This window comes from Bacillus sp. ISL-57 (assembly GCF_018613135.1).
GTDB lineage: Bacteria > Bacillota > Bacilli > Bacillales > DSM-1321 > Peribacillus > Peribacillus frigoritolerans.
In genome coordinates this window covers 172,803-196,897 of sequence record NZ_JAGGQV010000019.1, presented here as the reverse complement: position 1 = coordinate 196,897, position 24,095 = coordinate 172,803, and the positions used below count along the sequence as shown (strand labels likewise).

25 protein-coding genes, 1 pseudogene and 1 riboswitch are annotated in these 24,095 nt (G+C 42.0%); of the genes and pseudogenes, 16 read left to right on the top strand and 10 right to left on the bottom strand.

What is annotated here, in order from left to right:
- Positions 1–117: 117 nt before the first annotated feature.
- From putP to megL, 4 genes are all read left to right on the top strand, one after another.
- Positions 118–1,587 carry a sodium/proline symporter PutP gene (putP, locus tag J7I90_RS21560; RefSeq protein ID WP_214773678.1) on the top strand — a complete coding sequence of 490 codons (1,470 nt, stop codon included), beginning with the start codon at positions 118–120 and terminating at the stop codon, positions 1,585–1,587.
- A 375-nt stretch (positions 1,588–1,962) separates the two neighbouring features.
- A complete protein-coding gene (locus J7I90_RS21555) occupies positions 1,963–3,030 on the top strand; it encodes an ATP-binding protein (RefSeq protein WP_214773677.1) in 1,068 nt (355 codons plus the stop codon).
- A 47-nt stretch (positions 3,031–3,077) separates the two neighbouring features.
- Positions 3,078–4,214: a DEAD/DEAH box helicase gene (locus J7I90_RS21550; RefSeq protein WP_214773676.1), complete on the top strand. Its 1,137-nt coding sequence runs from the start codon at positions 3,078–3,080 to the stop codon at positions 4,212–4,214.
- A 199-nt stretch (positions 4,215–4,413) separates the two neighbouring features.
- On the top strand, positions 4,414–5,589 hold the full coding sequence (gene megL, locus J7I90_RS21545) for a methionine gamma-lyase (RefSeq protein WP_214773675.1): 1,176 nt from the start codon (positions 4,414–4,416) through the stop codon (positions 5,587–5,589).
- 16 nt (positions 5,590–5,605) lie between these two features.
- Here megL and J7I90_RS21540 read toward each other — a convergent pair whose 3' ends face one another.
- Positions 5,606–6,334: a TspO/MBR family protein gene (locus tag J7I90_RS21540; RefSeq protein WP_214773674.1), complete on the bottom strand. Its 729-nt coding sequence runs from the start codon at positions 6,332–6,334 to the stop codon at positions 5,606–5,608.
- Positions 6,335–6,535: 201 nt separating this feature from the next.
- Positions 6,536–6,666: riboswitch (FMN riboswitch) on the top strand.
- A 146-nt stretch (positions 6,667–6,812) separates the two neighbouring features.
- Here J7I90_RS21540 and ribE point away from each other — a divergent pair.
- The 4 genes and pseudogenes from ribE to J7I90_RS21520 all read left to right on the top strand — a co-directional run bounded on the left by ribE (position 6,813) and on the right by J7I90_RS21520 (position 10,231).
- Complete coding sequence (gene ribE, locus J7I90_RS21535; protein ID WP_034305702.1) at positions 6,813–7,451, top strand: riboflavin synthase; 639 nt, start codon at positions 6,813–6,815, stop codon at positions 7,449–7,451.
- An 18-nt stretch (positions 7,452–7,469) separates the two neighbouring features.
- Positions 7,470–8,108: pseudogene (ribB, locus tag J7I90_RS21530) on the top strand (3,4-dihydroxy-2-butanone-4-phosphate synthase); the annotation flags it as partial.
- 79 nt (positions 8,109–8,187) lie between these two features.
- Entirely contained in the window at positions 8,188–8,658 is a 471-nt protein-coding gene (ribH, locus tag J7I90_RS21525) for a 6,7-dimethyl-8-ribityllumazine synthase (protein WP_048685088.1), read from the top strand.
- A 406-nt stretch (positions 8,659–9,064) separates the two neighbouring features.
- Positions 9,065–10,231 carry a DHH family phosphoesterase gene (locus J7I90_RS21520; RefSeq protein ID WP_214773673.1) on the top strand — a complete coding sequence of 389 codons (1,167 nt, stop codon included), beginning with the start codon at positions 9,065–9,067 and terminating at the stop codon, positions 10,229–10,231.
- 48 nt (positions 10,232–10,279) lie between these two features.
- On the opposite strand, the gene J7I90_RS21515 is transcribed toward J7I90_RS21520, so the two are convergent.
- From J7I90_RS21515 to mreBH, 5 genes are all read right to left on the bottom strand, one after another.
- Positions 10,280–11,146 (bottom strand): YihY/virulence factor BrkB family protein, encoded by an 867-nt coding sequence (locus J7I90_RS21515; protein ID WP_214773672.1) that lies wholly within the window; start codon positions 11,144–11,146, stop codon positions 10,280–10,282.
- A gap of 353 nt (positions 11,147–11,499) precedes the next feature.
- The gene (locus tag J7I90_RS21510; RefSeq protein ID WP_214773671.1) at positions 11,500–12,726 is read right to left on the bottom strand and encodes a cation:proton antiporter; all 1,227 of its coding nucleotides are present in this window, start codon (positions 12,724–12,726) and stop codon (positions 11,500–11,502) included.
- A gap of 6 nt (positions 12,727–12,732) precedes the next feature.
- On the bottom strand, positions 12,733–13,230 hold the full coding sequence (locus J7I90_RS21505) for a cation:proton antiporter regulatory subunit (protein WP_063234692.1): 498 nt from the start codon (positions 13,228–13,230) through the stop codon (positions 12,733–12,735).
- 52 nt (positions 13,231–13,282) lie between these two features.
- On the bottom strand, positions 13,283–13,846 hold the full coding sequence (locus tag J7I90_RS21500; protein WP_214773670.1) for a tyrosine-type recombinase/integrase: 564 nt from the start codon (positions 13,844–13,846) through the stop codon (positions 13,283–13,285).
- A gap of 263 nt (positions 13,847–14,109) precedes the next feature.
- A complete protein-coding gene (gene mreBH, locus J7I90_RS21495) occupies positions 14,110–15,117 on the bottom strand; it encodes a rod-share determining protein MreBH (RefSeq protein WP_214773669.1) in 1,008 nt (335 codons plus the stop codon).
- 242 nt (positions 15,118–15,359) lie between these two features.
- Between mreBH and J7I90_RS21490 the strand changes: the two genes are divergently transcribed.
- The 6 genes from J7I90_RS21490 to map all read left to right on the top strand — a co-directional run bounded on the left by J7I90_RS21490 (position 15,360) and on the right by map (position 20,167).
- Complete coding sequence (locus J7I90_RS21490) at positions 15,360–16,490, top strand: AbrB family transcriptional regulator (RefSeq protein WP_214773668.1); 1,131 nt, start codon at positions 15,360–15,362, stop codon at positions 16,488–16,490.
- A gap of 320 nt (positions 16,491–16,810) precedes the next feature.
- On the top strand, positions 16,811–17,602 hold the full coding sequence (gene motA / locus J7I90_RS21485; RefSeq protein ID WP_134784041.1) for a flagellar motor stator protein MotA: 792 nt from the start codon (positions 16,811–16,813) through the stop codon (positions 17,600–17,602).
- Positions 17,595–18,350 carry a flagellar motor protein MotB gene (gene motB, locus J7I90_RS21480; RefSeq protein ID WP_214773805.1) on the top strand — a complete coding sequence of 252 codons (756 nt, stop codon included), beginning with the start codon at positions 17,595–17,597 and terminating at the stop codon, positions 18,348–18,350. Before motA ends, motB begins: the two co-directional genes overlap by 8 nt.
- A 45-nt stretch (positions 18,351–18,395) precedes the next feature.
- Complete coding sequence (locus J7I90_RS21475) at positions 18,396–18,671, top strand: late competence development ComFB family protein (protein ID WP_251025403.1); 276 nt, start codon at positions 18,396–18,398, stop codon at positions 18,669–18,671.
- 127 nt (positions 18,672–18,798) lie between these two features.
- A complete protein-coding gene (locus J7I90_RS21470; RefSeq protein WP_214773667.1) occupies positions 18,799–19,314 on the top strand; it encodes a type 1 glutamine amidotransferase domain-containing protein in 516 nt (171 codons plus the stop codon).
- Between the two features lie 106 nt (positions 19,315–19,420).
- Positions 19,421–20,167 (top strand): type I methionyl aminopeptidase, encoded by a 747-nt coding sequence (gene map, locus J7I90_RS21465; protein WP_034305678.1) that lies wholly within the window; start codon positions 19,421–19,423, stop codon positions 20,165–20,167.
- A 40-nt stretch (positions 20,168–20,207) separates the two neighbouring features.
- Here the strand turns inward: map and J7I90_RS21460 are convergent, their stop codons facing one another.
- The 4 genes from J7I90_RS21460 to J7I90_RS21445 all read right to left on the bottom strand — a co-directional run bounded on the left by J7I90_RS21460 (position 20,208) and on the right by J7I90_RS21445 (position 22,553).
- Positions 20,208–20,450 carry a DUF2164 domain-containing protein gene (locus J7I90_RS21460; RefSeq protein WP_034305676.1) on the bottom strand — a complete coding sequence of 81 codons (243 nt, stop codon included), beginning with the start codon at positions 20,448–20,450 and terminating at the stop codon, positions 20,208–20,210.
- Positions 20,451–20,462: 12 nt separating this feature from the next.
- Entirely contained in the window at positions 20,463–20,978 is a 516-nt protein-coding gene (gene mobB / locus J7I90_RS21455; protein WP_214773666.1) for a molybdopterin-guanine dinucleotide biosynthesis protein B, read from the bottom strand.
- Complete coding sequence (locus tag J7I90_RS21450) at positions 20,966–22,231, bottom strand: molybdopterin molybdotransferase MoeA (RefSeq protein WP_214773665.1); 1,266 nt, start codon at positions 22,229–22,231, stop codon at positions 20,966–20,968. Before J7I90_RS21450 ends, mobB begins: the two co-directional genes overlap by 13 nt.
- A 97-nt stretch (positions 22,232–22,328) precedes the next feature.
- The gene (locus J7I90_RS21445; protein WP_034305672.1) at positions 22,329–22,553 is read right to left on the bottom strand and encodes a DUF1128 domain-containing protein; all 225 of its coding nucleotides are present in this window, start codon (positions 22,551–22,553) and stop codon (positions 22,329–22,331) included.
- A gap of 230 nt (positions 22,554–22,783) precedes the next feature.
- Between J7I90_RS21445 and J7I90_RS21440 the strand changes: the two genes are divergently transcribed.
- Together J7I90_RS21440 and J7I90_RS21435 are read left to right on the top strand one after the other, a co-directional pair.
- Positions 22,784–23,176: a YtxH domain-containing protein gene (locus J7I90_RS21440; protein ID WP_214773664.1), complete on the top strand. Its 393-nt coding sequence runs from the start codon at positions 22,784–22,786 to the stop codon at positions 23,174–23,176.
- A 16-nt stretch (positions 23,177–23,192) separates the two neighbouring features.
- Entirely contained in the window at positions 23,193–24,032 is an 840-nt protein-coding gene (locus J7I90_RS21435; RefSeq protein ID WP_214773663.1) for a YihY/virulence factor BrkB family protein, read from the top strand.
- Positions 24,033–24,095: the final 63 nt, after the last annotated feature.

Below are 24,095 nucleotides of genomic sequence, written 5' to 3'. Positions count from 1 at the left end.
TTTCTTACTTATATTGAAAGTGAAATCGTTGAAAGGTGCAAGAACTTCTTAACATATGTTTTTTTTTCTGATAAGCTTACAAGATGAAAATTAACCTATAAATAGGAGGACTCATTTTTGGAATATGGAATTATAATATCAATTGCAATATACATGGCAGGTATGCTTTTAATTGGTTATTTGGCCTATCGGAAAACGGCTAACTTAACCGATTACATGCTTGGCGGACGGAATTTGGGCCCGGCTGTAACGGCATTGAGTGCAGGGGCTTCCGATATGAGTGGCTGGCTGTTGATGGGGCTTCCTGGTGCGATGTACATAAGCGGGTTGAGTGCTGGCTGGATTGTCATCGGCCTGTGTGCAGGCTCTTATTTAAACTGGTTATTCGTGGCACCAAGACTTCGGACATATACGGAAATTGCCGGCAATTCGATAACGATTCCCGACTTTTTGGGAAATCGATTTAAAGATGGCTCCCGGGTCTTAAAAGTGGTATCAGCATCGGTCATTTTAATTTTCTTCACCTTTTATACCTCTTCAGGCATGGTGGCAGGCGGTGAGCTTTTCCGTACGGCTTTCAATTTAGATTACCGGTGGGGTATCTGGCTGACGGCAAGCGTTGTTATCCTTTATACTTTATTTGGCGGATTCCTGGCTGTCAGCTGGACGGACTTCGTACAAGGTACAATCATGTTCATTGCCTTGATTTTAGTACCATTTGTCACGATTGTAAATATTGGGGGATGGGATCCTACCTTCAATGAAATAAAATCGATTAACCCGAAATTATTGCATGTTTTTGATGGAACATCAACCATTGGCATCATATCTCTTCTGGCATGGGGGCTTGGTTATTTTGGGCAGCCTCATATAATCGTTCGATTCATGGCGGTTTCATCTGTTAAAGAATTGAAAAGTGCACGGCGAATCGGTATGGGATGGATGATTTTTGCTATCGTCGGAGCGATGTTCACCGGTTTGGTGGGGATAGCATACTTTAACCTGACAAATAGTCCATTAGGGGATAGGAATGCTGAGTCCGTCTTCATCATATTAGCTAAAGAACTGTTTCCATCTTTAATTACAGGCTTCTTGTTGGCTGCGATTTTAGCAGCGGTCATGAGTACGATTGCATCACAGCTGTTAGTATCGGCAAGTGCTCTGACAGATGATTTCTATAAGCAGTTCATCCGGCCGAACGCATCTGATAAGGAATTAGTGCTGGTAGGTCGGTTTGGTGTGTTGGCGATATCTGCCATTGCCCTATTATTGGCTTTTAATCCAAGCGGTACGATTCTTAAATTGGTTGGTTATGCATGGGCTGGTTTTGGAGCGGCATTCGGTCCTGTCATTTTGTTAAGCCTGTACTGGAAACGGATGACGAAATGGGGAGCCTTGGCGGGGATGATTGTCGGTACGGCAACCGTGATCGTCTGGGATATGATCGATAAGTTTGCTGAAATATACGAAATCATTCCTGGTTTCATCGCTGGTTCAATAGCGGTTGTCGTTTTCAGTTTATTAACGGCCAAGCCTACAAAAGATATCGAAGAAGAATTCAATCAAGCCATTAAAGACCTCTCTTGATTTATTGAAAATCCAGTAGTAATGCTGCTGGATTTTTTTACGATATAAAACAATGATTACTATATATATGTTACAATATCGATAGAGTCCTTATGTTGAAAACATGAGGGCTTTTTTTGAGTGATTTGGGAATAATAAACCAAAAAACAATACAAAGGAAAAAATATGAACCAATCTCATAAAATTGCATGTAAAGTGGCTTTTATATATATATTCATTGGGGTCTTATGGATTATCATTACGGATTACATCTCTATGACGCAGGCAAGGTCAGATGTTCAGATATATGCAATGTTTCAACATTCCAAAGGGTGGATGTTCATATTCATAACCGGACTTTTCCTGTACTTCATAATCAGGTATTGGACGGGGAAGATGCTGAGGTCCCAACAGGAATTCATTCTGAAGGATGAACAGTATCGGTCGCTGTTCAAGCATAACCCGGATTGTGTCCTTGAGCTGAATCTCGAAGGAAATGTCGTTTCGATAAACCCGGAAGCGGAAAAACTGTTAGGTCATCATAGTGACAATTTAAAAGGCAAGAATGCGAATCATCTTATCAACTGGAATGAAAGTGATAAAGTAGCTGAATTCTTTCTACAGTCCCTTCAAGGGGAAGCTGTGAAATTCGAAACGACCATTCAGAATAGCAGTGATGAACAACGGATAATCCGTGTAACTTTTTTGCCGATCATCGTCCACTCGGAAATGCTTGGAGTATATGCAATCGTTAGGGATATTACCGAATTGCGGCGCGAAGAGGAATTGATGATCATGTCTGAAAAGCTATCTGTTATCGGACATCTGGCTGCGGCCGTCGCACATGAGATAAGGAATCCGCTGACATCTTTAAAAGGATTCGTACAGTTAATGGATATGACCCAGGAAGTGAATCCGCTGCATTCTGATATCATGTTGAAGGAAATTGACCGAATCAATATTATCTCAAGTGAACTTTTGGTTCTCGGGAAGAAACAGGATGTCGCATTCTGCAGGATCGATCTTGCCGACAGTTTACAACAGGTATTCACGTTGATGAAAGCAGAAACGAATTTGAATAATATCGAAATGGGGCTAAGGATTAAAACCGCCGAACCGATTTATATCATGGCTGATTCAATTGAACTTAAACAGTTGGTAATCAATATCGTCAAGAATAGCATTGAGGCGATTGAAGATAATGGGGAAATTGATATATCGCTGCAAATCATCGATGGACATGCTGTAGTCAGCTTGAGTGATAATGGCATGGGAATGGGGCCCGAGCGCCTTGAACGTATTGGTGAGCCTTTTTACTCGACGAAGGAAAAAGGGTCAGGGATCGGGCTTGCAATTTGCCGGAAAATCGTTCATCGCCTTCAGGGGGAAATGGACTTTGAAAGTGAGATAAACAAAGGGACGACGGTTACAATTCGTATTCCGTTAGCTACTGGACAAGAATAAATGGTACTATGAAGGATAGGAAAAGTTTTATATTAAAGGAGAACGATATGAGCGAATTACCTGCATTAATAAACGATAGAAAACCATATATACAAGAAGCCTGGAAAAAGTCCGGATTCGGACAACTTACCCCGATACAAACGAAAGCGATCCCCGTGATTGTCGAGGGAAAGGATATCATGGCCGAATCACCGACAGGTACAGGAAAAACATTGGCATATTTACTGCCATTGCTGGAAAAGGTTGATCCTGAAAAAAAATCGCCCCAGGCTTTGATTCTGGCATCATCACGGGAACTGGTCATGCAGATCAATGAAGAAATTCGCATTTGGTCAGAGGGAAGCGGCATTACGGGTGCAGCATTCATCGGCGGTGCTAATGTGAAAAGGCAGTTGGACAAACTGAAGAAGCGTCCACAAGTGATTGCTGGAACACCGGGGCGGATTTACGAATTGATTGCCCAAAAGAAACTGAAGATGCATGAAGTTAAGACGATAGTACTTGATGAAGGTGACCAATTGATCATTCCAGAGCATATGGGAACGATCAATAATATTATCAAAACAACATTAAAAGATCGGCAAATCATGGTGTTTTCAGCAACCCTGCCAGAGGAAACGGAAAAAGTGGCCAGGGGATTCATGAATGAACCCGAAATGATTAAGGTCGATAAAAATGAAAAAATGGAATCCAAGGTGGACCATCTTTACTTTGTTGTTGAGAGACGGGAAAAGTCCAAGATTCTCGAGAAAATCACAAGACTTAAAAATGTGAAGGCACTTGCCTTCCTGAATGATATTGCGGAGCTTAGCGTCTTACATGAAAAGCTGAGTTATAAAGGGATTGAAATGGGCGTGCTTCACGGTGAATCCAATAAAGTCGACAGGGAGAAAGCACTGCGCAAGCTTCGTTCCGGAAAATCCCCGATGCTGATAGCAACGGATGTAGCGGCAAGGGGGCTTGATATTAAAGGTCTTACTGCAGTAGTCCATATTGATATGGCTGACAACATCGAACAATATATCCATAGATCTGGTAGAACTGGGCGTGCAGGTGCAGATGGCACGGTCATTTCAATCGTAACGGAAAGAGAAGAGCGAGAGTTGAAAAAAATGGCTCGTGAACTGGAGATTCCACTAACGAAAGTAACCTTCTATGGTGGAAACATCGTAGTCGAAGAATGATTCGCAAAAAGGGACGGCCATGGCGGCTGTCCCTTTTTTTAAAAGAGTTTCTCAATTTGCAGATTCCTGCTGAACAGAAACCATATTATTTTTACTAAATTCAGTGTTCATTTATGGGTAATGGTCATGAATGAAAACGCTTCCTTTATACGGGTTTTTGTCATATGATAGCAATAGATATAGGTTAGGAGGAGACGGTATGACAAGAAAGTATAAAGAATTTGAAACGGCGGTCATCCATGAAGGATATGACTCGAAGAAGCATTTGGGAAGCTTGGCAACACCTTTATTCCAGACGTCAACATTCACTTTCGAAAATGCCGAGCAAGGGGAGAGGCGTTTTGCCGGTATGGAAGAAGGATATATTTATTCTCGCCTTGGAAATCCAACGGTACAAGTGCTTGAAGAAAAGATTGCCGCTCTGGAAGGCGGGGAAGCTGGCCTTGCTTTCGGTTCAGGCATGGCTGCCGTTTCAGCAGTCCTTTTTGCTTTAACTAAAACAGGTGATCACATCCTCTGCTCACAGGGGTTATATGGTTGTACATTTGGCCTTCTGCAGCTAATGAAAAATAAATACCGGATCACTCATGATTTTTGTGAAATGGATACAGAAGAACAGGTTAGGAAAATGATCCGTCCGGAAACGACCTGCATCTATGTAGAAACCCCGATCAATCCGACTATGAAAATGATTGACTTACGGATGGTGGTAAGGGTTGCGAAGGAATATAATGTGACGGTCGTAGTCGATAATACGTTTTCGACGCCCTACCTGCAGAGACCGCTTGAATATGGCTGTGATATCGTCCTTCATAGCGCAACGAAATATCTTTGCGGGCATGGGGATGTCGTTGCGGGACTTGTCGTCGGTAAAAAGGAATTCATGAATCATGTAGCCGGGACTACACAGAAAGATATCGGTGGAATCATTTCACCATTCGACGCCTGGCTACTATTGCGGGGGTTAAAGACGTTGCCCGTCAGGATGGACCGTCATTCGGCCAATGCAATGGCAATCTTTCATGAACTTAAGAAACATCCAAAGGTGAAAAAGGTATATTATCCAGGTGATGCTGCTTCACCGGATCATTATATCATGCAAGAACAGATGAAACATGGTGGCGGCCTTATCTCTTTCGAATTATATGGCACAAAACAGGATGCACAGGTATTCCTCAATAAATTGAAACTTATCAAAATTGCTGTAAGTCTAGGGGATACCGAAACATTGATCCAGCATCCCGCTACCATGACGCACTCTGCCGTTCCTGAAGATTCACGGGAACAAATGGGCATCAGTAACCAACTGGTCCGTCTCTCAGTTGGCCTTGAAGCTTGGCAGGATGTATGGCAAGATCTTCAGCAAGCATTATAGGGTACCATATCCTTATTTAATTCTTTCTATTTTTAATGAAGATGGTGATGGATACGATAAAAGTGATGGCAGCCAGGATATAAGAAATGTCTGTGATTACCGGATAGGCGTCGCTATTTCGTATCCCGATGCCTATGAACGCCCAAACGAATACGAGAGGATAGAACCAATCCCGGTTTTTACCTGCAAAGACAAAAGCCAGGATTGTTGCTGCAATCAGCAGGACAATCGTCCAGGTAAATCCGGAAACCCCAAAACCGTCCCATTTGATATAGGTGAGGTAATAAGAAATGTCAGCGATCGTTGCAACACTTACCCAGCCTGTATAAACGGAGAATGGAAATAGGTCGAAAGTAGTGTGTTCCACTTTTTTTATGCTTGTATAAATGACCATTAAAGTAGCAAAAAGAGCAATGATGATGAATACGGATAACAAAAAGTGTTCATAGTGCCAAGCTAAAAGCCAAGCTCCATTCAGGATACAGCTTAAAGCGAACCAAGGGAAGGATGCCTTATAAGCAGGGCTGTTTTGATATTTACTTAAAAACTGCCTGAAGACCCAGATGGCAAGCAGGAAATAGATCAAGCCCCATATGGAAAATACATAACCTGCAGGAGTGAAAAGGACATCCAGTTTATCGGAACTCTCTCCTGATGTTTGGTCGTTCAATGGCAGGAAATTGGCTAGAAAATTCATCGTGACGACGAACAGGTAGAATATCAAGTTAATGATGGAAATAAGCATGATCTTCCTCCTTATTTGTATTGTGAACCTCTAACCCTATTCCACATATTTAGCCTGGTTAACCTATTTGAAGCACATTGGGGTTAATGGGGACCATTTTTACATAAAGATAGGAAGTTCCTGTAACAATTGAACCATTTAAGGTTAGAAATTTTACATCTTCACTTTATGGTGATAAAATATTCAAAGATTCATATTAATTTAGTCCTTCGGGGTCGGGTGAAAATCCCAACCGGCGGTGATGAAGAAATTCTAAGCCCGCGAGCCTGATAAAGGCAGGATTTGGTGAGATTCCAAAGCCGACAGTACAGTCTGGATGGGAGAAGGACGTGTGGAACCCAAGTGTATACGTACGCCTAATTTTTCAAAAATGAAAAAATTGGGCTTGTTAAGTATACAATTTTTTTCACTCATTTCTCCTGCTAACTCCTTAGGTCATCCTAAGGGGTTTTTTATATTTTATAAAAGGGGGAAAAACATGTTTACGGGAATCATTGAGGATATCGGTACCGTACATTCCTTGAAAAAAGGAAAAAGCAGTATGGAGTTATCGATTCGTTCTGAAAAGATCCTTGAAGATGTGCATCTGGGGGATAGTATTTCAGTCAACGGAGTCTGCTTAACGGTAACGTCCTTCACGAAAAGTTTATTTACGGTCGACGTGATGCCGGAAACGGTCAAAGCTTCCTCGATCCGGACGTTAAAATTGGGATCACCTGTGAATCTCGAACGAGCCATGAGTGCACAGGGAAGGTTTGGCGGCCATTTTGTTTCAGGTCATATCGATGGAACCGGAACGATCATAAAAAAAGAACGGAAAGAAAATGCCGTATATTATGTAATCCAATTGGAAGAGGGGCTTAGTGCCTTTTGCATTCCAAAAGGTTCCGTGGCCATTGATGGGACGAGCTTGACGATATTCGGGATTGAAAGGAACCTTTTGACGGTATCATTGATTCCATTGACTCATCAGGACACCATATTGGGACAAAAAGCGGCTGGCGATATCGTTAACATCGAAAACGACATGATAGGGAAATATATAATACATCAAATGAAAAATGGCAATCCAAAACCAGGACTGAATTTAGAGTTTTTGGCAGAGCATGGATTCTAATAAAAGGGCGGTGTAATGATGTTCCATACAATAGAAGAAGCAATAGAAGATTTGAAGGCTGGCAAGGTAGTAATCGTATCCGATGATGAAGACCGTGAAAATGAAGGGGATTTTGTAGTGTTGGCCGAAAAGGCGACACCGGAAGCGATTAATTTCATGGCGACTCATGGACGTGGTTTGATTTGTACGACCATCACTGAACAACTGGCAGCAAAATTGAAACTGCATCCTATGGTAGGAGAAAATACCGATCATCATGGCACTGCTTTTACGGTAAGTGTCGATCATAAAAGCACTTCTACAGGAATCAGTGCTTTCGAAAGGTCCTTGACCATCCTTGAGCTTCTTAATGAAGATTCGGTCGCTGAAGATTTTCAAAGGCCTGGTCACACTTTTCCGATAGTCGCAAAAGAAGGCGGCGTATTAAGGAGGGCAGGACATACAGAGGCATCGGTGGACTTGGCGAAGTTATGCGGTGCCGCTCCAGCTGGTGTCATTTGTGAAATCATGAATGAAGATGGATCGATGGCCCGCGTATCCGATTTAGAAGTCATCGCTGATAAATTCAATCTGAAGTTCATTACGATAGCCGATTTGATTCGGTATCTTCAACATAATGATCCAATCGGGAAACAGGAACTTGAACTGAACATCCCGAAAGCTTAAAGGATTTATAAGGAATGAAATCTTAACATGAAAAAAAATTATTGTTTTTAAAAATTAGGAGGAATTGGACATGGGGAAAACTATTGAAGCACAATTAATCGGATCAGGATTAAAGGTAGGAATCGTGGTAGGAAGATTTAATGAGTTTATCACAAGCAAGCTTTTAGGAGGGGCATTGGATGGTCTTAAGCGTCATGGAGTTGATGAGAATGATGTTGACATCGCGTGGGTCCCGGGTGCTTTTGAACTTCCGTTAATTGCTAAGAAACTTGTGAATACAGGTAAATATGATGCGGTAATCGGTCTTGGAACGGTAATCAGGGGCGCTACTTCACATTATGATTATGTCTGCAATGAAGCAGCTAAAGGCATGGCTTCCGTTTCTTTGGAAACAGGTGTACCGGTTATCTTTGGTTTGCTGACGACTGAGAATATTGAACAAGCCATTGAGCGTGCTGGAACAAAATCAGGTAACAAAGGCTATGAAGCTGCGGTTAGTGCCATTGAGATGGCCAACCTTGGAAAATTAATAGAACAGTGATTTCAGATAAGGAAGCCGCAGGGATTAACATTCCTGCGGCTTTTTTGATGTCCGGATCTTGGGACTGATTGAGTCAAATTTCTTCAACCATCTGGCGATTCTTTAAAGTTCGTAAAGTTCATAGCCATTGATCGATTGGCTAATGCCGCTCTTCGACATTCACCGATACTCTTTCAATGGAAATACCCGATTTCAAAGTAATGTGTTTTTTCATTATTTATTGTTATAAATTATGGGTAATGAGGAATCATTAGGAAATCCCTCGAAAAAAAAAACGAACAAAAGCGTCACGTAATGGAAGCATGATAAAATATGCAGATATGATTATGCTACAATTGTAAAGATTGCAATTGAAATTCATGTCTTTAGGGAAAAGTAAACTTATTAGTTATTAGGAGGGGTTTGTGTGTACCATCTCTTTACACATAATGATTTAGATGGAGTCGGGTGCGGCATTGTAGCTAAGCTGGCATTCGGTGATGAAGTAGTGGTTAGTTATAATTCAATTGGTCGCCTTAATCAGAATGTAGGCGCATTTCTTGAGCAGGCCAAGATTGAAGATACATTGATCGTTACTGATCTATCGGTTGATGAAGATAATGAAAAAATGATTACTCAGTTTGTGGAGGATGGAGGCAAGGCGCTGCTGATCGACCATCATAAGTCAGCGTTGCATTTGAACGAACATGATTGGGCATCTGTAACGGTCGAACAGGAAGATGGTAAACAGACGGCAGCCACATCATTATTCTATCAGTATGCAGTTGAAAATAATTTGCTGGAACCTTCTAGCATTGTCGCTGAATTCGTTGAATTGGTCCGTCAATATGATACTTGGGAATGGGAAGTCAATAAAAATACAACGGCAAAGCGATTGAATGACCTGTTTTTCATGATTCCGATAGAGGAATTCGAAATGAAAATCGCAAATAAGCTTTCCACGGCTGAAAGTTTCACTTTTGACGAAGTGGAGCAAACGCTTTTGAATGTTGAAGAGAGTCGAGTGGATCGGTACATAAACAGGAAAAAAAGAGAAGTTTATCAAGCTACGGTCGGTCCCCATACAGCTGGTGTGGTCCATGCAGAGTCATACCACTCGGAATTGGGAAATGAACTGTCGAAAGAGTTCTCACATCTGGATTATATAGCCATCCTGATGGTAGGAAGCAAAAGGATCAGCTTCCGGACAATCCACGATGATATAGATGTTTCTGAGGTTGCTGGCAAGTACGATGGTGGCGGCCACCAAAAAGCCGCCGGTTGTACGATGTCCGAAAAGGCATATAGCCAATATGTCGAAAAGACCTTCAATGCCGAGCCCCTTAAACGAGACGCACATAAGAATCAATTGAATGTAAAAGGATCCCCGGAGGGTTGCCTATATTCAACAAGAGACAAACAGGACATATTCATCTATGAAGATGAAGAAGAGGAATGGATTGTTGAAATCAACGGAAAACAACAGAAAAAGACATTCGATACATTTGCTGAAGCGGAAAAATACATGAAGCGGAAATACGCTGCATGGCTGGCCCATGATGAAAGATATGAAGAGTTTGTCAATAAGGGTTAAATAGGAAAGCGGCTGCCCGAATGGGACAGCCGCTTTTTATTCTTGATTTTATCTTTTAAGCGGGACAGGATGAACGATCGTGCGTGACTGTTTTTTTGGAATCGAATTTTGGCGATGAAGAATTGCATTGATTTCTCCGCCAATCACAAAAATCAGACCACTCAAATACAGCCATAGCATCAAGATGATGACTCCCCCTAAACTGCCGTAAGTGGAAGAGTAGTTGGCAAAGTTACTGACATAGAATGAAAATCCTAGTGATATTCCCAGCCAAAGTACAGTTGCTGTCACTGCGCCAGGGATGACATGTTTAATGGGAAAACTTTTATTTGGTGCAAAGCGATATAAAAAGGCCAGGACCAGTGAGATGACCACAACCGCGATGACCCACCGTAATAAGCTGAATAAGATTTGCGTTTCTTCAGGGATTGGAATGACCTGCTGTAATAATTCGATGATGACTTTTCCGAAGACGGGGAGACCTAGCATGACGATGAATGCTACAACCAGGCCTAATGTCAATATAATGGAAATGAAGCGGGCTTTAATGAAATTCCTTGTTTCTTCCACATCATAGGCGATATTCATGGAATGGATGAACGCATTCATTCCGTTTGATGCGGACCATATCGTTCCAAGGAAACCAAAGGTCAGTAAGCTGCCGTTCCGTTCAGATAATATGTTGATGATATTTTTCTCGATGACTTCCATCGTTTCCGCAGGCATGAAGGTTTTTATCGTGTCGAGGGCTGTCTGAATATCGATGTTCAGATAAGGTAATATGGAAAGCAGTAAAATGAGCAAAGGGAATAGTGCCAGTAAATAGTAATAAGCTTGTTCTGCTGCCAGCCCGGTCACACGATCTTCCTTTATTTCTTTAATAAGTTTCTTTGAAAATTGGATCGACTTATTCATCTGGGCATCACTCCTGAATAGTTACTTAGGTTATCTGCTTCTATTCCCTCTGTACATGTAAGTTAATCCTCAAAAGAAAAGAAATTGAAACCTCTAATGCGGCACTTGTAGAAGCTTGTGACAATGCCATAACCCGCAAAGAAATTGGAGTGAGGCAAGCTCAGAATAGAAATATCCCTCATCTCGCAAGTTTCTAAAATAACTGAGAATAGGTGCTGTTGTACTTCAAGGGCGGCACCAATACTATTACTAGGTATGATTTTATGCCCGCTTTATAACAAGTATTATCATGTAAGCGTGTTATAAAAGGTAAACAGAAAAAAGGCCAGACAGCAAATTCTGGCCTTTTTCCTCTATTGGACTTCTTTTTCCTGATTCTTTTGAACCTTCGGAGGGGTCCATTTGAATATTTTATTTAGGATATTATAGATGTGTTTGGATTCTTTTGTAAGGATCGGCCCAAGAATCGCTAAGGTTAAAACATAAAGTGCTGCAAACGGGGTTAGTATAGGCATTAAACCACCTGCAATGCCTAAGTTGGCTAAAATGATGGAGAATTCGCCGCGTGAAACGATCGTTAAACCGATATTTGCGGAAGCTCTGTGAGATAAACCGGATTTGCGTCCTGCAATCATACCAGCTGCAAAGTTACCGATTATGGTGATGATGACGGCACCAAGAACCATCCAGACAGCTCCGCCAAGGGTCGTCGGATCGATACTCAAGCCAAAGCTGAAGAAAAATATGGCCCCGAAGAAGTCTCTGAAGGGGATGACAAGTTTCTCAATCCTGTCGCTATGCTCCGTTTCAGAAAAGACTAGGCCGAGCAGTAATGCACCAATGGCTTCCGCAACATGAATCGTTTCCGAGAAACCGGCGATGAAGAATAGTAATGCGAACACGACGATGATAAAAATCTCATCGGAGGTTATGTTGAATAATTTGTTAAGGACCCCAGATGCTTTCCGGGCGATAACGAAAAATATCAGCATATACCCAATCGCGATAAATGTAGAAAGTAATGTTCCCCAAACGGAACCAGAAGAGCTTAATACCAATCCGGAAACGACTGATAAATAAACAGCGAGGAAGATATCTTCAAACATGATGATGCCAAGGATTAGCTCCGTTTCATTGTTACCGGTCCTTTTAAGGTCCACAAGTACCTTTGCCACGATGGCACTTGAAGAAAAACTGATGATCCCGGTTAATATCAGGACCTCTTTTAATGGAAGACCGAGCAGGAAACCATAAAGCAAGGCCATTCCCACGTTGATTAAAATGTAATAGGTTCCGCCTGTCACGATATTTTTCCCTGATTTCATAAGCTTTTTGACGGAGAATTCAAGCCCAAGGTAAAACAGAAGGAATACAATACCGACACGACCGAGGAATGCTATGATTTCATCACTTTCAATGAAACGAAGGTCAATTAATCCGAAGTGCGGGGCATGCGGGCCAACGAGCATCCCGATGATAATTAATAGCGGAACATTTGATATTTTGAATTTACCTGCAACGAGAGCGGCTAATGCCACTAGAAGTAGGGCAGTACCCACTTCAAAGACTAAATGGTCCATATGAGCTTAGTCACTCCTTTCGTCGGTCAATAATTCTCTTATCAGGTTACGAATATCTTTTCTTTCACCGGATATCACAAGGGTGTCGCCTGTTTCGATGATGGAGTCAGGACCAGGATTATTCAGTTGTTTTTTGCCTTTTTTAGAATGGGCGATGACGGTGACGTTATAATTGCTCCTGATATCAATCGAACCGATCGTTTGATTGATGGCCTTTGAACCGGGTTCGACTTTGAACCATTCGATCACCAAGTCACCCAATGACATTTCAATTGTTTCAAGTGCTTGTGGTTTATAGACCATGCCCCCTATGATGGAAGCCATTTGCCGGGATTCCTGATCATTAAGGGTGATGCTCGATATGACGTCCTCATGTTCATTATCAAAATGGTATAATTCCCGACGGCCATCATCGTGAATGACGATTACTAACTTTTCATCATTTCTCGTTATGATTTCAAATTTTTGGCCAATACCAGGAAGTTCACTTTCTCTAATTTTCACTGGAATTCCTCCTTAAAATGTTGGTTAGAGTTAATAGAAGATAGCAGAATGTTTATAAGTTAACGTCAATATTCGTCTTGAATTTCTTCTCCTTGGATATACCGATATATTTTAATGTCTCCGATGGACTGGAATGATGGTAATGCTTCTGAATCAAAGCCAGTGACACTCCTTGTTTATAGGCATGGTATCCAAAAGTTTTACGCATCGAACTTGCTCCGAATTTGCCTGTTAGCCCTGCACCTTCGACAGCATCATGGATGATTCGGTGCGCCTGTTGACGTGTAATCGGCTTTTTTGTCTTAGGGGAAAGAAATAAAAACTGACCTTCGATAACCTTTGAGCCTTTAAGGTATTCTTGTAAGGCTGTACGGACTTTCAGGTTCAAATAAATTTGGTTTACTTCGTCACTTTCCGTCCGTTGCTCATAGAACTCCTTGATTTTGCCCGTTTCATCCAGAACGCTGGCGATGGTGATTTCGAGCATTTCATTTATCTTCATACCTGTATTGATGCCGAGTACAAACAATAAATAATCTCGACTGGAGTGAGCGCGTAGGTATGTTTTTATTTTGCTGATTTGATTGATATCCTTAAAGGCTTCTACATATTCCATAGATCTTCTCCTCTTACCAATGTAACATAATTACATTATAACACAAGTTATGTAACATTGCATGCAATTAGTTCTGCACATGATGCCTTTCCAATCAGTAATGCTTGCTTTCGAACGAAAAAACCTTTTCCTTATTCTCTTCTCAAACGAGGTAAAATATTTCAGGGAAGTTATTTAATGTGGAGGTTGCTGTTTGCATCATGGTGGAAATCAGTCGGGAAGGATAAAAAAAAGAAACCCCAAGTTGGGGTTTCATAATCTTTTTAGTACACGGCTTTTTGTAATTTGTGAATGACCTCAAGTGAAAGCCCGGTTCCGATGGCAACTGATTCAAGCGGGTTATCTGCAAGTTGGACAGGGACGACGATTTCATTCGTCAGCCATTCCTGTACCCCGTTGAGAAGTGCACCCCCGCCGGATAAGATGACTCCTTGATCGACGATATCCCCGCTCAATTCAGGAGGACAGTCTTCCAAAGTGGCCCTTATTGCTTCCAGTATATGAAGAAGCGATTCCTGGATGGCTTCCTGGACGTCAGTGGATGATATTGTAATCGGTTTTGGTAGCCCGGTTACAAGATCGCGGCCCCTGACTTCCATGGTTATCACAGAATGTTCAACGAGTGCGTAGCCGATTTCTTTTTTTATTTCCTCAGCTGTTCTTTCCCCAATCAGCACATTATGTTTTTTCCTGACATATTGGCTGATATCTTCATCCAATTGATCTCCGCCAATTCTGATTGAATTGCAGGAAACGACGCCGCCATATGAAATGATTGCGACTTCAGTCGTTCCGCCGCCGATATCAACGATGACATTGGCAACGGGCTCTTCGACAGGCAGGCCCGCACCTATTGCTGCCGCTACCGGTTCCTCGATAAGGTGGACCTGTTTCGCTCCGCAGCTTTTGACTGCATCCTGAATGGCCCTTCTCTCAACTGAAGTGGAACCTGATGGTGTACAGACCACTACACTAGGTTTGCGAATCGATAAACCTAGGGCCTTGCTTGCTTTTTTCATGATTTCCTTAAGCATTTGCGCGGTCACATCAAAATCCGCAATGACGCCATCCTTAAGCGGACGGATTGCCACGATATTTCCAGGTGTTTTCCCGATCATGTTTTTTGCATCAACACCGACTGCCAATACTTTATTAGTCTCTATATCAATGGCCACCACAGATGGCTCATTAAATACGATACCTTTATTTTTACTGTAAACTAGCGTATTTGCAGTTCCTAAGTCAATGCCTATTTCTGTATTTGATAACATCTAGTCACCCCTCCATAAGAGTTTGACCCCCTATATATATTATTCTACCTTTTATTGCGAGTTTGTGGGGGTGGGAAATCTAGTAAATGGTGGAAGTGCCATGCTGTTTCTTTTCATGGAGCGAAAACATGATTAAATATAAAAAAGTGCACTGAAGAAGGTATCACTGCTGCGCTCCTCGCTTCAGTCGAAAACAAGCGTGGATACAGCTTTGAACCAACTTATTTTATGTTAAGATATAGATGAAAAACCGCTTAGATAAAGAAGGTAATTTTGTGAGTGCAGATTTAATCGAGAGTAAGAGTTTTAGAATCATTTTTACAGCTTTTCTAGCATTCCTGGGTGGTTATGCGTTTGATAGCCTTGGCATATACCTGCCATGGATGCTAGGACCATTATTCGTCGTGATGATTGCGAAAGTGAAGTTAAGGAAGTACTTATATTGGTCTAAAACCTTTAGAAGTACTGGATTAATCATTCTAGGTTTACAATTGGGCAGTTCATTCACGAAACAATCGTTAAATGAGATGATTGAATATCTGCCTGTCATGCTTTTTACGACAATCGCAATCATTTCATTTACAGTGTTGACTGGCTGGTTTATCGGAAAACGAATGAACTTATCCTTGGGCACATCCATGCTCGGCAGTTTCCCGGGAGGTCTTTCCCAGATGGTGGTCCTAAGTGAGGAAATGAAGGATAGTGATGAAACGGTTGTAGGTTTCATGCAAACACTGCGGGTCATCCTGGTGATTTCCATTGTCCCTTGGATTGTGACTCATGTAATGTCAGTTGAAGCAGGTGCGGTAATGGCCGTAACGGAGCGGCCGTTTTTCTTATTTGAATATGATGGGAAATTAGCCATCATGATGTTGTTAACCTTGCTAGTGTTCATTTTCATTACAAAGAAAGCCAATTTTCCGCTGCCTTTTTTGTTAGGACCTCTCATGGCCGCAGCACTATTCAATTTAGCAGGCCCAGGTGCCCCGCAGATTCCTGACTTTTGGTTGAACCTGTCGCAATTATTGATCGGCGCACATTTAGGCTACACACTGAAGATAGATAATCCCCGACTTTTCAGAAAGATGTTCGGAGCCGTATTCGTCAGTAATGTCCTATTGATTGGATTTTGCTATTATCTTTCCATTCAGTTTGCCCCGGCCCTATCTTTACAGGCGAATGAACTTTTTTTGAGCATGGCGCCAGGCGGGGTCGCCGAAATGGCAGTCACAGCCATGTCTGTGCATGTGGATTTATCCGTTGTCACAAGCTTTCATTTATTCAGGATCTTATTCATTTTATTTTTTCTGTCCCCCATCATAAAATGGCTGGCTGGAAGAAACCACGGGAAACAAGAGCAGGGACAAAGCTGACAGGCTTTGTCCTTTTCTTTCGGAAAAACTGAAGAGTGAGAAAAAAATGTCAGGCGATATGCGGAATTTACGAGTAAAGCGTGAAACTCACGAATAAACGCGCATATTCCAGATGTTATGAGAAGATCATGTACGGAACATGCTTGAGGTTCCATTCTTGAAAGAATATTTGTGCTGATAAGCTCATGCAGGCAATAAGGTTGGTAGATTTTGTGATGATTTAATGAAAATTGAAATTGAATAGTAAAATAATCCTCACTTTTTTTGAACTTCATCCGATATAACGAGGAGACGAGACTTTAAATGAATGGGTGAGTATTATGGATATAACATCAGTTTTGGGCGTAGTTCTTGGTATTGTGGCCATCTTAGTCGGAATGGTGTTGAAAGGTGTTAGTGTAACGGCGCTGATTAATCCGGCGGCTATTTTGATCATCATTGTAGGGACGATAGCTGCTGTCGTAACGGCTTTCCCTTTGTCGGAATTAAAAAGACTACCAAAAATATTCAAGATTTTATTCTTTGAACAAAAATTGACAAAGCCGGAAGATTTAATAAAAACCTTTTCGGAATGGGCGGTCATTGCCAGGAAGGAAGGCTTATTGGCCTTAGAAAGCATTTCGGATCAGGTGGATAATGCCTTTTTGAAAAATGGCTTGAACCTTGCAGTCGAAGGTCAGAGTGCCGACTATATTCGTGATATTTTAGCAGAGGAAATAGACGCGATGGAAGAACGTCATTTAAGTGCGGCGGCGATTTTCAGTCAAGCCGGTACATACGCACCGACGCTTGGCGTATTGGGTGCCGTAATCGGGCTGATTGCTGCATTGGGTAATATGGCTGACACGGAGGCATTGGGACATGCCATATCTGCAGCGTTCGTCGCGACCTTGATGGGGATTTACACGGGGTATGTGTTATGGCATCCATTTGCCAATAAGCTCAAACGGAAATCTCAGCAGGAAGTCAGAATCAAAGAAATGATGATTGAAGGGATTTTATCGATCATCGAAGGGGAGGCGCCGAGAACGATCGAACAGAAATTAACCTCATATTTGCCAGCTGGAGATCGTAAAAAGTGGTTGGAAGGCGATGTGAGAGATGATGGCTAGGCGCAAAAAGAAACAAAGGCATGAAGAGCATATCGATGAATCATGGCTGGTTCCCTATGCCGATATCTTAACATTGCTTCTTGCGCTTTTTATCGTCTTGTTCGCTTCAAGTTCGGTTGATGCAGTAAGGTTCCAGCAGTTGTCCAATGTATTTAACCAGGTTTTTACAAGCGGAACGGGTTTTATGGATTTTCCAAGTGATTCCCCAAGCAATGAGCCGACGTCACCAGAACAAAGAACAGGTGCAGAAGATCTTGAGAAGCTAGGGAAAAACGAGCAGGAAGAACTTACTGAAGTTCAGGAGCGCGTAAATGCCTATATCGAAAAAAATGATTTAACGGATAAATTGGGAACGAACCTTACGGATGAAGGCATGGTGATTTCAATTAGGGAAAACGTGCTGTTCGAATCGGGTGTGGCCGAGGTGAGAAGTGAAAACCGTAAAATCGCTAAAGAAATCTCGGAGTTACTGGTCATGGACTTACCCAGAAACATCATCGTAAGCGGACATACCGATAATATTCCTATTAAAAATTCCACGTATGAATCCAACTGGGACCTGAGTGTGATGCGATCCGTGAATTTTATGAAACTTCTCCTCGAAAATAAGGATTTGGATCCCGAAATGTTCAGTGCTAAAGGACATGGGGAATTCAAGCCGGTTGCTTCCAATGAAACGAAAAAAGGAAGGGCGAAAAACCGGAGAGTTGAAATCCTAATTGTTCCACGGACAGCGATAAATAAGTGAAAACCTGTCAGGAATGGACGGGTTTTTCTTTTTGAAGGAGAATATATGGAAAGAGAATATACAAATGTGATGGAAGAAATCGTTGTGACATGGGTGCAGGTTTTAATGTCAGGTATAGAATACCAAACATTTTGTTCGTGCAGGAAATGTAAAAATGACATCATCACATTATCATTGAATAACCTGCCTAATTACTATGTAACCACGGAAGTAGGGCGGAATAGGATATTTGGAAATTTGAATACAGAAGAAAACAGGAAATGGATCAATAAAAGAATCATCAATGCGATACACGTTGTTGGCGAATATCCTAAACATTGATTCGCGGTATTTTACTCATAAACAAAGGGACAACTACTAATTATGTGTTTTATTTATAGTGCCAGAGGGAACATAAATAAAGTGCAAAGTAGGTTCATTCAATCAAAAATTGAGGAGATGAATGATTATGGGTAAAAAAATCGCATGTGTAGTAACGAATATGTTTGAGGACTCGGAGTATAGTGAACCGGCAAAAGCATTTGAAGAAGCCGGCCATAAGGTAACGACAATTGAAATGATAAAAGGGAAAACGGTTAAAGGGAAACAAGGGGAGGTGGAAGTCGAGATTGATGAAAGCATCGACTCGGTGAAACCTGAAAGTTTCGATGCGTTATTCATCCCCGGTGGGTTCTCGCCTGATCAATTGCGTGCTGACGAACGCTTCGTATCTTTCGCAAAATCGTTCATGGATGATAAAAAACCTGTATTTGCGATCTGTCATGGACCGCAGTTGCTGATTACGGCCAAAACACTTGAAGGACGCCACGCAACAGGGTATACATCCATTAAAGTCGATATGGAGTATGCAGGTGCCACATATTTGGACAAAGAGGTTGTGGTATGCGGCAACCAGCTTGTAACCAGCAGGACTCCTGAAGATCTACCGGCATTTAACCGGGAATCGCTCAATCTATTGAAATAAAGAAAAATCCCGGCGGCTGCCGGGATTTTTCATATTAAAGGATTCATATACTTCAATCTTTGCAGTAAAATAAAAGGAGAGACGAATAAAAAAGGAAGTGTCACGATTGATCGTATTAAAATCTGCACGTGAAATTCAAGCGATGCATGAGTCGGGTAAAATTTTGGCAGCTTGTCATAGGGAGATTGCAAAGTTGATTGTTCCTGGTGTGACAACATGGGAAATAGAAGAATTTGTTGAAGGATTCTTAAAAAAACATGGTGCGAAGCCGGAACAAAAGGGTTACAAAGGGTATGAGTATGCGACATGTGCCAGCATAAATGAAGAAATCTGTCATGGTTTCCCTCGTAAGACCCCTTTGAAAAACGGAGATATCGTAACGATTGATATGGTCGTCAATTATAATGGGGCCCTTGCTGACTCTGCTTGGACATATACGGTCGGTAAGGTTTCAAAGGAAACCGAACATTTAGTGAATGTGACGAAGGAATCTTTATATAAGGCGATTGAAGTATGTGTGGAAGGCAATCGGATTGGAGATATAGGTCATGCCATACAAACATATGTCGAAGCGGAAGGCTTCTCTGTCGTTCGTGATTTCATCGGACACGGGATAGGGAATGTCATTCATGAAGAGCCTCAGGTTCCGCATTATGGACTGCCGAATAAAGGTCCGCGCCTTAAGGAAGGCATGGTATTCACCATCGAGCCAATGGTAAACGTAGGTACATATAAAGCAAGCCGGAATCCGAATGGATGGACGGCATCCACTGCAGATGGGAAATACTCGGCTCAATATGAGCATACGATTGCCATAACGAAAAACGGTCCGCTCATTCTAACTGAACAATGAACATTAAAAAACAGCATCGATTATGATGCTGTTTTTCATTTTAATCAATGGGGCGTTCCAATGAATACAAATCTTCTTCGATATTTCCTAACCTGTCCTCCATGACTTTTTTAGCATCTTTGATCCCTTCATTGTAAATAAAGGGAGCGATATTTTCGAAAATGAACTGCAAGTGATTTTCAGCAGCAATTTCACCGATTTCCTTCCCGTGTTCCTGATAAACATATTCTTGGATGCTTTCGATCATTTTACGGCGCTTTTCTATCGGGAATTGAATGAACATTGTCCCACTCCTTCATATTTGTTCTAAAAACCAAGTAATGAATTGATCCGAATCCAAAGGGAAGACAGGTACTGAAGCATGATTCCTGGCTCGTTCAAGACATTCGGGCCAAGCCACCGCTGCCTTGACATTGGTAAGCCGTTCCAATAACAGGAGGTCACATTCTTCCTTGATTAAAATGACCTTGGGAAAATCCTCTTGCTTATACCCTTCAATTAAAATCACATCAGGGAGAAATAGACACAGTAATTGAATCAGCTCCGTGATAGGGGCGCTCCCCCTGAAATTGCCGAGCAGCTCGATTGTTCCATCGCCTTCAACAAGTGAAGCGGCCGCCCCGGCAAGAAAGTGTTTATTGGAATCCTTCGTGCCTGTAACATCTGGTTTTCCGCCATGTCCATGATGTTTTAAAACGGCTGTCTCTAATTTTGCTTCGCGAAGCTTTTTGATTAAATTCGTTATGAAGGTCGTTTTTCCTCTATTTTGGTAGCCAACCACCTGAAAAATAAAGGGCTTCACCAAGGCCATTTGGAACCTTCCTGGTCATCGAGGAGCAGGATGTCCACGAAGTCTCCCGTTTGGAAACCACGTGTCCCCCCAGGTAAGACGGTCAGTGAATTGGCACCTGCCAAGCTTGTTGTAATATTGGATTTATCCACACCGCTTGGAATTACCTTCAACTGGCCGGATTCGTAAAATAATCGGGTGCGAAGCAGACGTGAGAATGGATTGGGTTTTAAGAAGTCCTCTGCCAATCGGGCCGTCTCTTTTCTTAAATGAGGATATCCCGAGAACAGCATGGTTCGGATGATCGGTCTTGCAAATAGTTCAAAGCCGACATAACTGGCGGATGGATTTCCGGATAAACCGAATAAAAACTTGTCATTATATACCGCTACGGTCGTCACGCTGCCGGGGCGCATGGCCACTTTGTTGAATAAGACATCGGCGCCAAGCTTTTGATAAATATCCGGGAGAAGGTCAAAATCACCGACAGAAACTCCTCCTGTTGTAATGAGCAGATCCACTTCCTCCAATGCAGTTGAAATGGCCTCGTAGCTTAATTCGAATTCGTCCTTGAGCTTTCCATAAAAACGGACTTCCCCCCCGGCCCTCCGAATTTGGGCGGAGATGGCATGTGAGTTGCTGTTGCGGATTTTCCCAGGCTGCAACGGTTCATGAACATCAAGCAGTTCCGATCCCGTAGCGAATAATCCGACGACAGGCTTCTTGGCAACTGGCACTTCGGCATAGCCGAATGTTGCCAGCAAGCCGATGATCCCTGGATTGATCGCTGTTCCTTTTTTTACAAGAACATCGCCTTTCTTTGCATCCTCGCCTTGAAAAGAAACGTTTTCGCCTTCCTTAAGTGAGCGTTTAAATGATATGTACTCCTTTCCGTCCTTTTCAAATTCCTTAGTAAGTTCAAGCATGATTACGGCATCACACTCAGCTGGCATCTGGGCTCCAGTCATGATTCTTGCCACTTGATTTTTTTGAACGGGGATAGTCGATACCATACCCGCAGCCAACTCTTCCACCACTTCGAACTCGAGTGGGTTATTTATGGAACCTTCAGAAGTATCCTTGGACCTGAGGGCGAATCCATCATATGGGGAACGGTTAAAATGCGGAACATCATTTGTAGCTACAATATCCTGAGCCAAAAAACGGTCTTGGCTGTCCTCGAGGGGAATCAGTTCCACATGTCCTGTTAATTTATGCTTCATCACTTTTTCCACTGCTTCTGCGATGCTGATGGGCGTTCTTCTTTCTACCATGCTTACAACTCCTGTCCGTTTTCAATTTCTATATCAAATGTAGCAGAATTTTTTTGAAAATGAAAAAAATCCTCACCGGTATGGGAGGATTTGAATGTTACTTATTACGAAGTCTTCCAAGTTCTTCAGCGATCGCTTCCATTTCACGGACACTGAAATTCGTTTTTTTCATCACCATTGTATAAATATCGTGCAGTTCTTCGTACATTTCGATATCAAAATGAGTTGATTTGATTGCACCGAAGTTCATCACTTTTAATTTATCCTTGATTGCCTCAATCATAAACTCGACACTTTCGGCTGTGTTTTGCGTTAAATCCATTTCCTTCATCCTTTCATACGTTCCTAAATTATTTTCATCTTGGCATGATTACCGCTGGAAGTCAATGAATATTCGGGTGGTATATGAAGCTTAACCCCGATAATCTTGGTGATCTTCACGTTTTAAAGTGAGAGAGTTTGGGAAAAGATAGGAAAAAACTTTTTTAAACATTGTATAATGGAGAGAGCTACCATTATCCATCAACTAATATATGACGAGGAGGAGAATATATGAGCAACATTCGAGAAGAATATAATTGTGCCAAGAAAAGTAAGTTTATGCAAGCTGTTTTTATTGGGGCGTTAGCTGGGGCGGCAATAAGCCTTTTTGACAAGCAAACGCGTTATTCTGTATTGGAAAACAGCAAAAGCTGCATGAGTAATATGAAGGAATTCGTGAAGAATCCCAATGGGGTGCTTACACAAGTACGTGAAACATCATCCAAGGTCCGTTCCACTGTTGAAAAAATTTCCGAAGATGTATCCTTCATTTCCCAAAAGGTTGAGGAAATGAAAGATATTCCATCACAAGTTGCCCAAGTGGTGATGGAGACGAAGGAAGTTTTTACTGCAGAGGAAGAAGAGCCGTCTTCAAGAGACAACGAACGAATTTCCTTAAATTAAAAAATGGGGTGGAGGTATGGCCAATAAAAAAGAATGGCTGAAAGGCTCATTCTTCAAGACTTTGGTAAAACGGTTACAGGTCGATGATGTGTCGGGGCTTGCTGCACAGCTGTCTTATTTCTTCCTACTATCCCTGTTTCCGTTACTTATTTTTTTATTCACTTTATTGGCCTATCTGCCATTTTCACAAGAAGATATATTAAATACCGTCCGTACATATGCACCGGACGATTCGATGAAAATCATTGAAGCTAATCTATCGGAAGTGATGGAAGCGAATGGGACTTTATTATCGTTTGGTGTCATCGGAACGATATGGTCGGCATCGAATGGGATGAATGCAATCATTAAAGCATTTAACCATGCATATGGTGTAAAAGAAAGTCGAACTTTCTTTATTTCCCGGGGAATGTCGATTCTTCTCACTTTAGCGATGATTTTTGTTTTTATTGTCGTTTTATTGCTGCCGGTATTCGGAAAACAGATCGGATTGTTCCTATTTGCCGAAATTGGACAATCCGATGAGTTTCTTACGATTTGGAACCAACTTCGCTGGGTGGTCAGTACGCTTGTGTTTTTAATTGTGTTCACCATCCTTTATTGGATTGCGCCCAACATTAAGCTGAAGTGCATAACCGTACTGCCTGGTGCAATCTTTGCAACGGCAGGATGGAGCCTCGCTTCTTTTTTGTTTTCATTTTATGTGGAGAAATTCGCTAATTATTCCGCAACATATGGAAGTCTTGGAGGGATAATCGTATTAATGGTCTGGTTTTATTTATCGGGGCTCATCATCATACTGGGCGGGGAAATAAATGCGCTCATTAGTGAAAGGAAAAAGCCAGAATGTGCATGAGATTCCTGGAGTTTCCGTAATAGCGGACTATCATGCTGCGGATACTATTCGAGAAATGACAAC

Bases quoted from the DNA above. Each gene is read 5' to 3' on its own strand.
- J7I90_RS21555 (WP_214773677.1), top strand. From the start codon at position 1,963: ATGCTGAGGTCCCAACAGGAATTCATTCTGAAGGATGAACAGTATCGG.
- J7I90_RS21550 (WP_214773676.1), top strand. From the start codon at position 3,078: ATGAGCGAATTACCTGCATTAATAAACGATAGAAAACCATATATACAA.
- megL (WP_214773675.1), top strand. From the start codon at position 4,414: ATGACAAGAAAGTATAAAGAATTTGAAACGGCGGTCATCCATGAAGGA.
- J7I90_RS21540 (WP_214773674.1), bottom strand. From the start codon at position 6,334: ATGCTTATTTCCATCATTAACTTGATATTCTACCTGTTCGTCGTCACG.
- ribE (WP_034305702.1), top strand. From the start codon at position 6,813: ATGTTTACGGGAATCATTGAGGATATCGGTACCGTACATTCCTTGAAA.
- ribH (WP_048685088.1), top strand. From the start codon at position 8,188: ATGGGGAAAACTATTGAAGCACAATTAATCGGATCAGGATTAAAGGTA.
- J7I90_RS21515 (WP_214773672.1), bottom strand. From the start codon at position 11,146: ATGAATAAGTCGATCCAATTTTCAAAGAAACTTATTAAAGAAATAAAG.
- J7I90_RS21510 (WP_214773671.1), bottom strand. From the start codon at position 12,726: ATGGACCATTTAGTCTTTGAAGTGGGTACTGCCCTACTTCTAGTGGCA.
- J7I90_RS21500 (WP_214773670.1), bottom strand. From the start codon at position 13,846: ATGGAATATGTAGAAGCCTTTAAGGATATCAATCAAATCAGCAAAATA.
- mreBH (WP_214773669.1), bottom strand. From the start codon at position 15,117: ATGTTATCAAATACAGAAATAGGCATTGACTTAGGAACTGCAAATACG.
- J7I90_RS21490 (WP_214773668.1), top strand. From the start codon at position 15,360: ATGAAAAACCGCTTAGATAAAGAAGGTAATTTTGTGAGTGCAGATTTA.
- motA (WP_134784041.1), top strand. From the start codon at position 16,811: ATGGATATAACATCAGTTTTGGGCGTAGTTCTTGGTATTGTGGCCATC.
- motB (WP_214773805.1), top strand. From the start codon at position 17,595: ATGGCTAGGCGCAAAAAGAAACAAAGGCATGAAGAGCATATCGATGAA.
- J7I90_RS21475 (WP_251025403.1), top strand. From the start codon at position 18,396: ATGGAAAGAGAATATACAAATGTGATGGAAGAAATCGTTGTGACATGG.
- J7I90_RS21470 (WP_214773667.1), top strand. From the start codon at position 18,799: ATGGGTAAAAAAATCGCATGTGTAGTAACGAATATGTTTGAGGACTCG.
- J7I90_RS21460 (WP_034305676.1), bottom strand. From the start codon at position 20,450: ATGTTCATTCAATTCCCGATAGAAAAGCGCCGTAAAATGATCGAAAGC.
- mobB (WP_214773666.1), bottom strand. From the start codon at position 20,978: ATGGCCTTGGTGAAGCCCTTTATTTTTCAGGTGGTTGGCTACCAAAAT.
- J7I90_RS21450 (WP_214773665.1), bottom strand. From the start codon at position 22,231: ATGGTAGAAAGAAGAACGCCCATCAGCATCGCAGAAGCAGTGGAAAAA.
- J7I90_RS21445 (WP_034305672.1), bottom strand. From the start codon at position 22,553: ATGGATTTAACGCAAAACACAGCCGAAAGTGTCGAGTTTATGATTGAG.
- J7I90_RS21440 (WP_214773664.1), top strand. From the start codon at position 22,784: ATGAGCAACATTCGAGAAGAATATAATTGTGCCAAGAAAAGTAAGTTT.
- J7I90_RS21435 (WP_214773663.1), top strand. From the start codon at position 23,193: ATGGCCAATAAAAAAGAATGGCTGAAAGGCTCATTCTTCAAGACTTTG.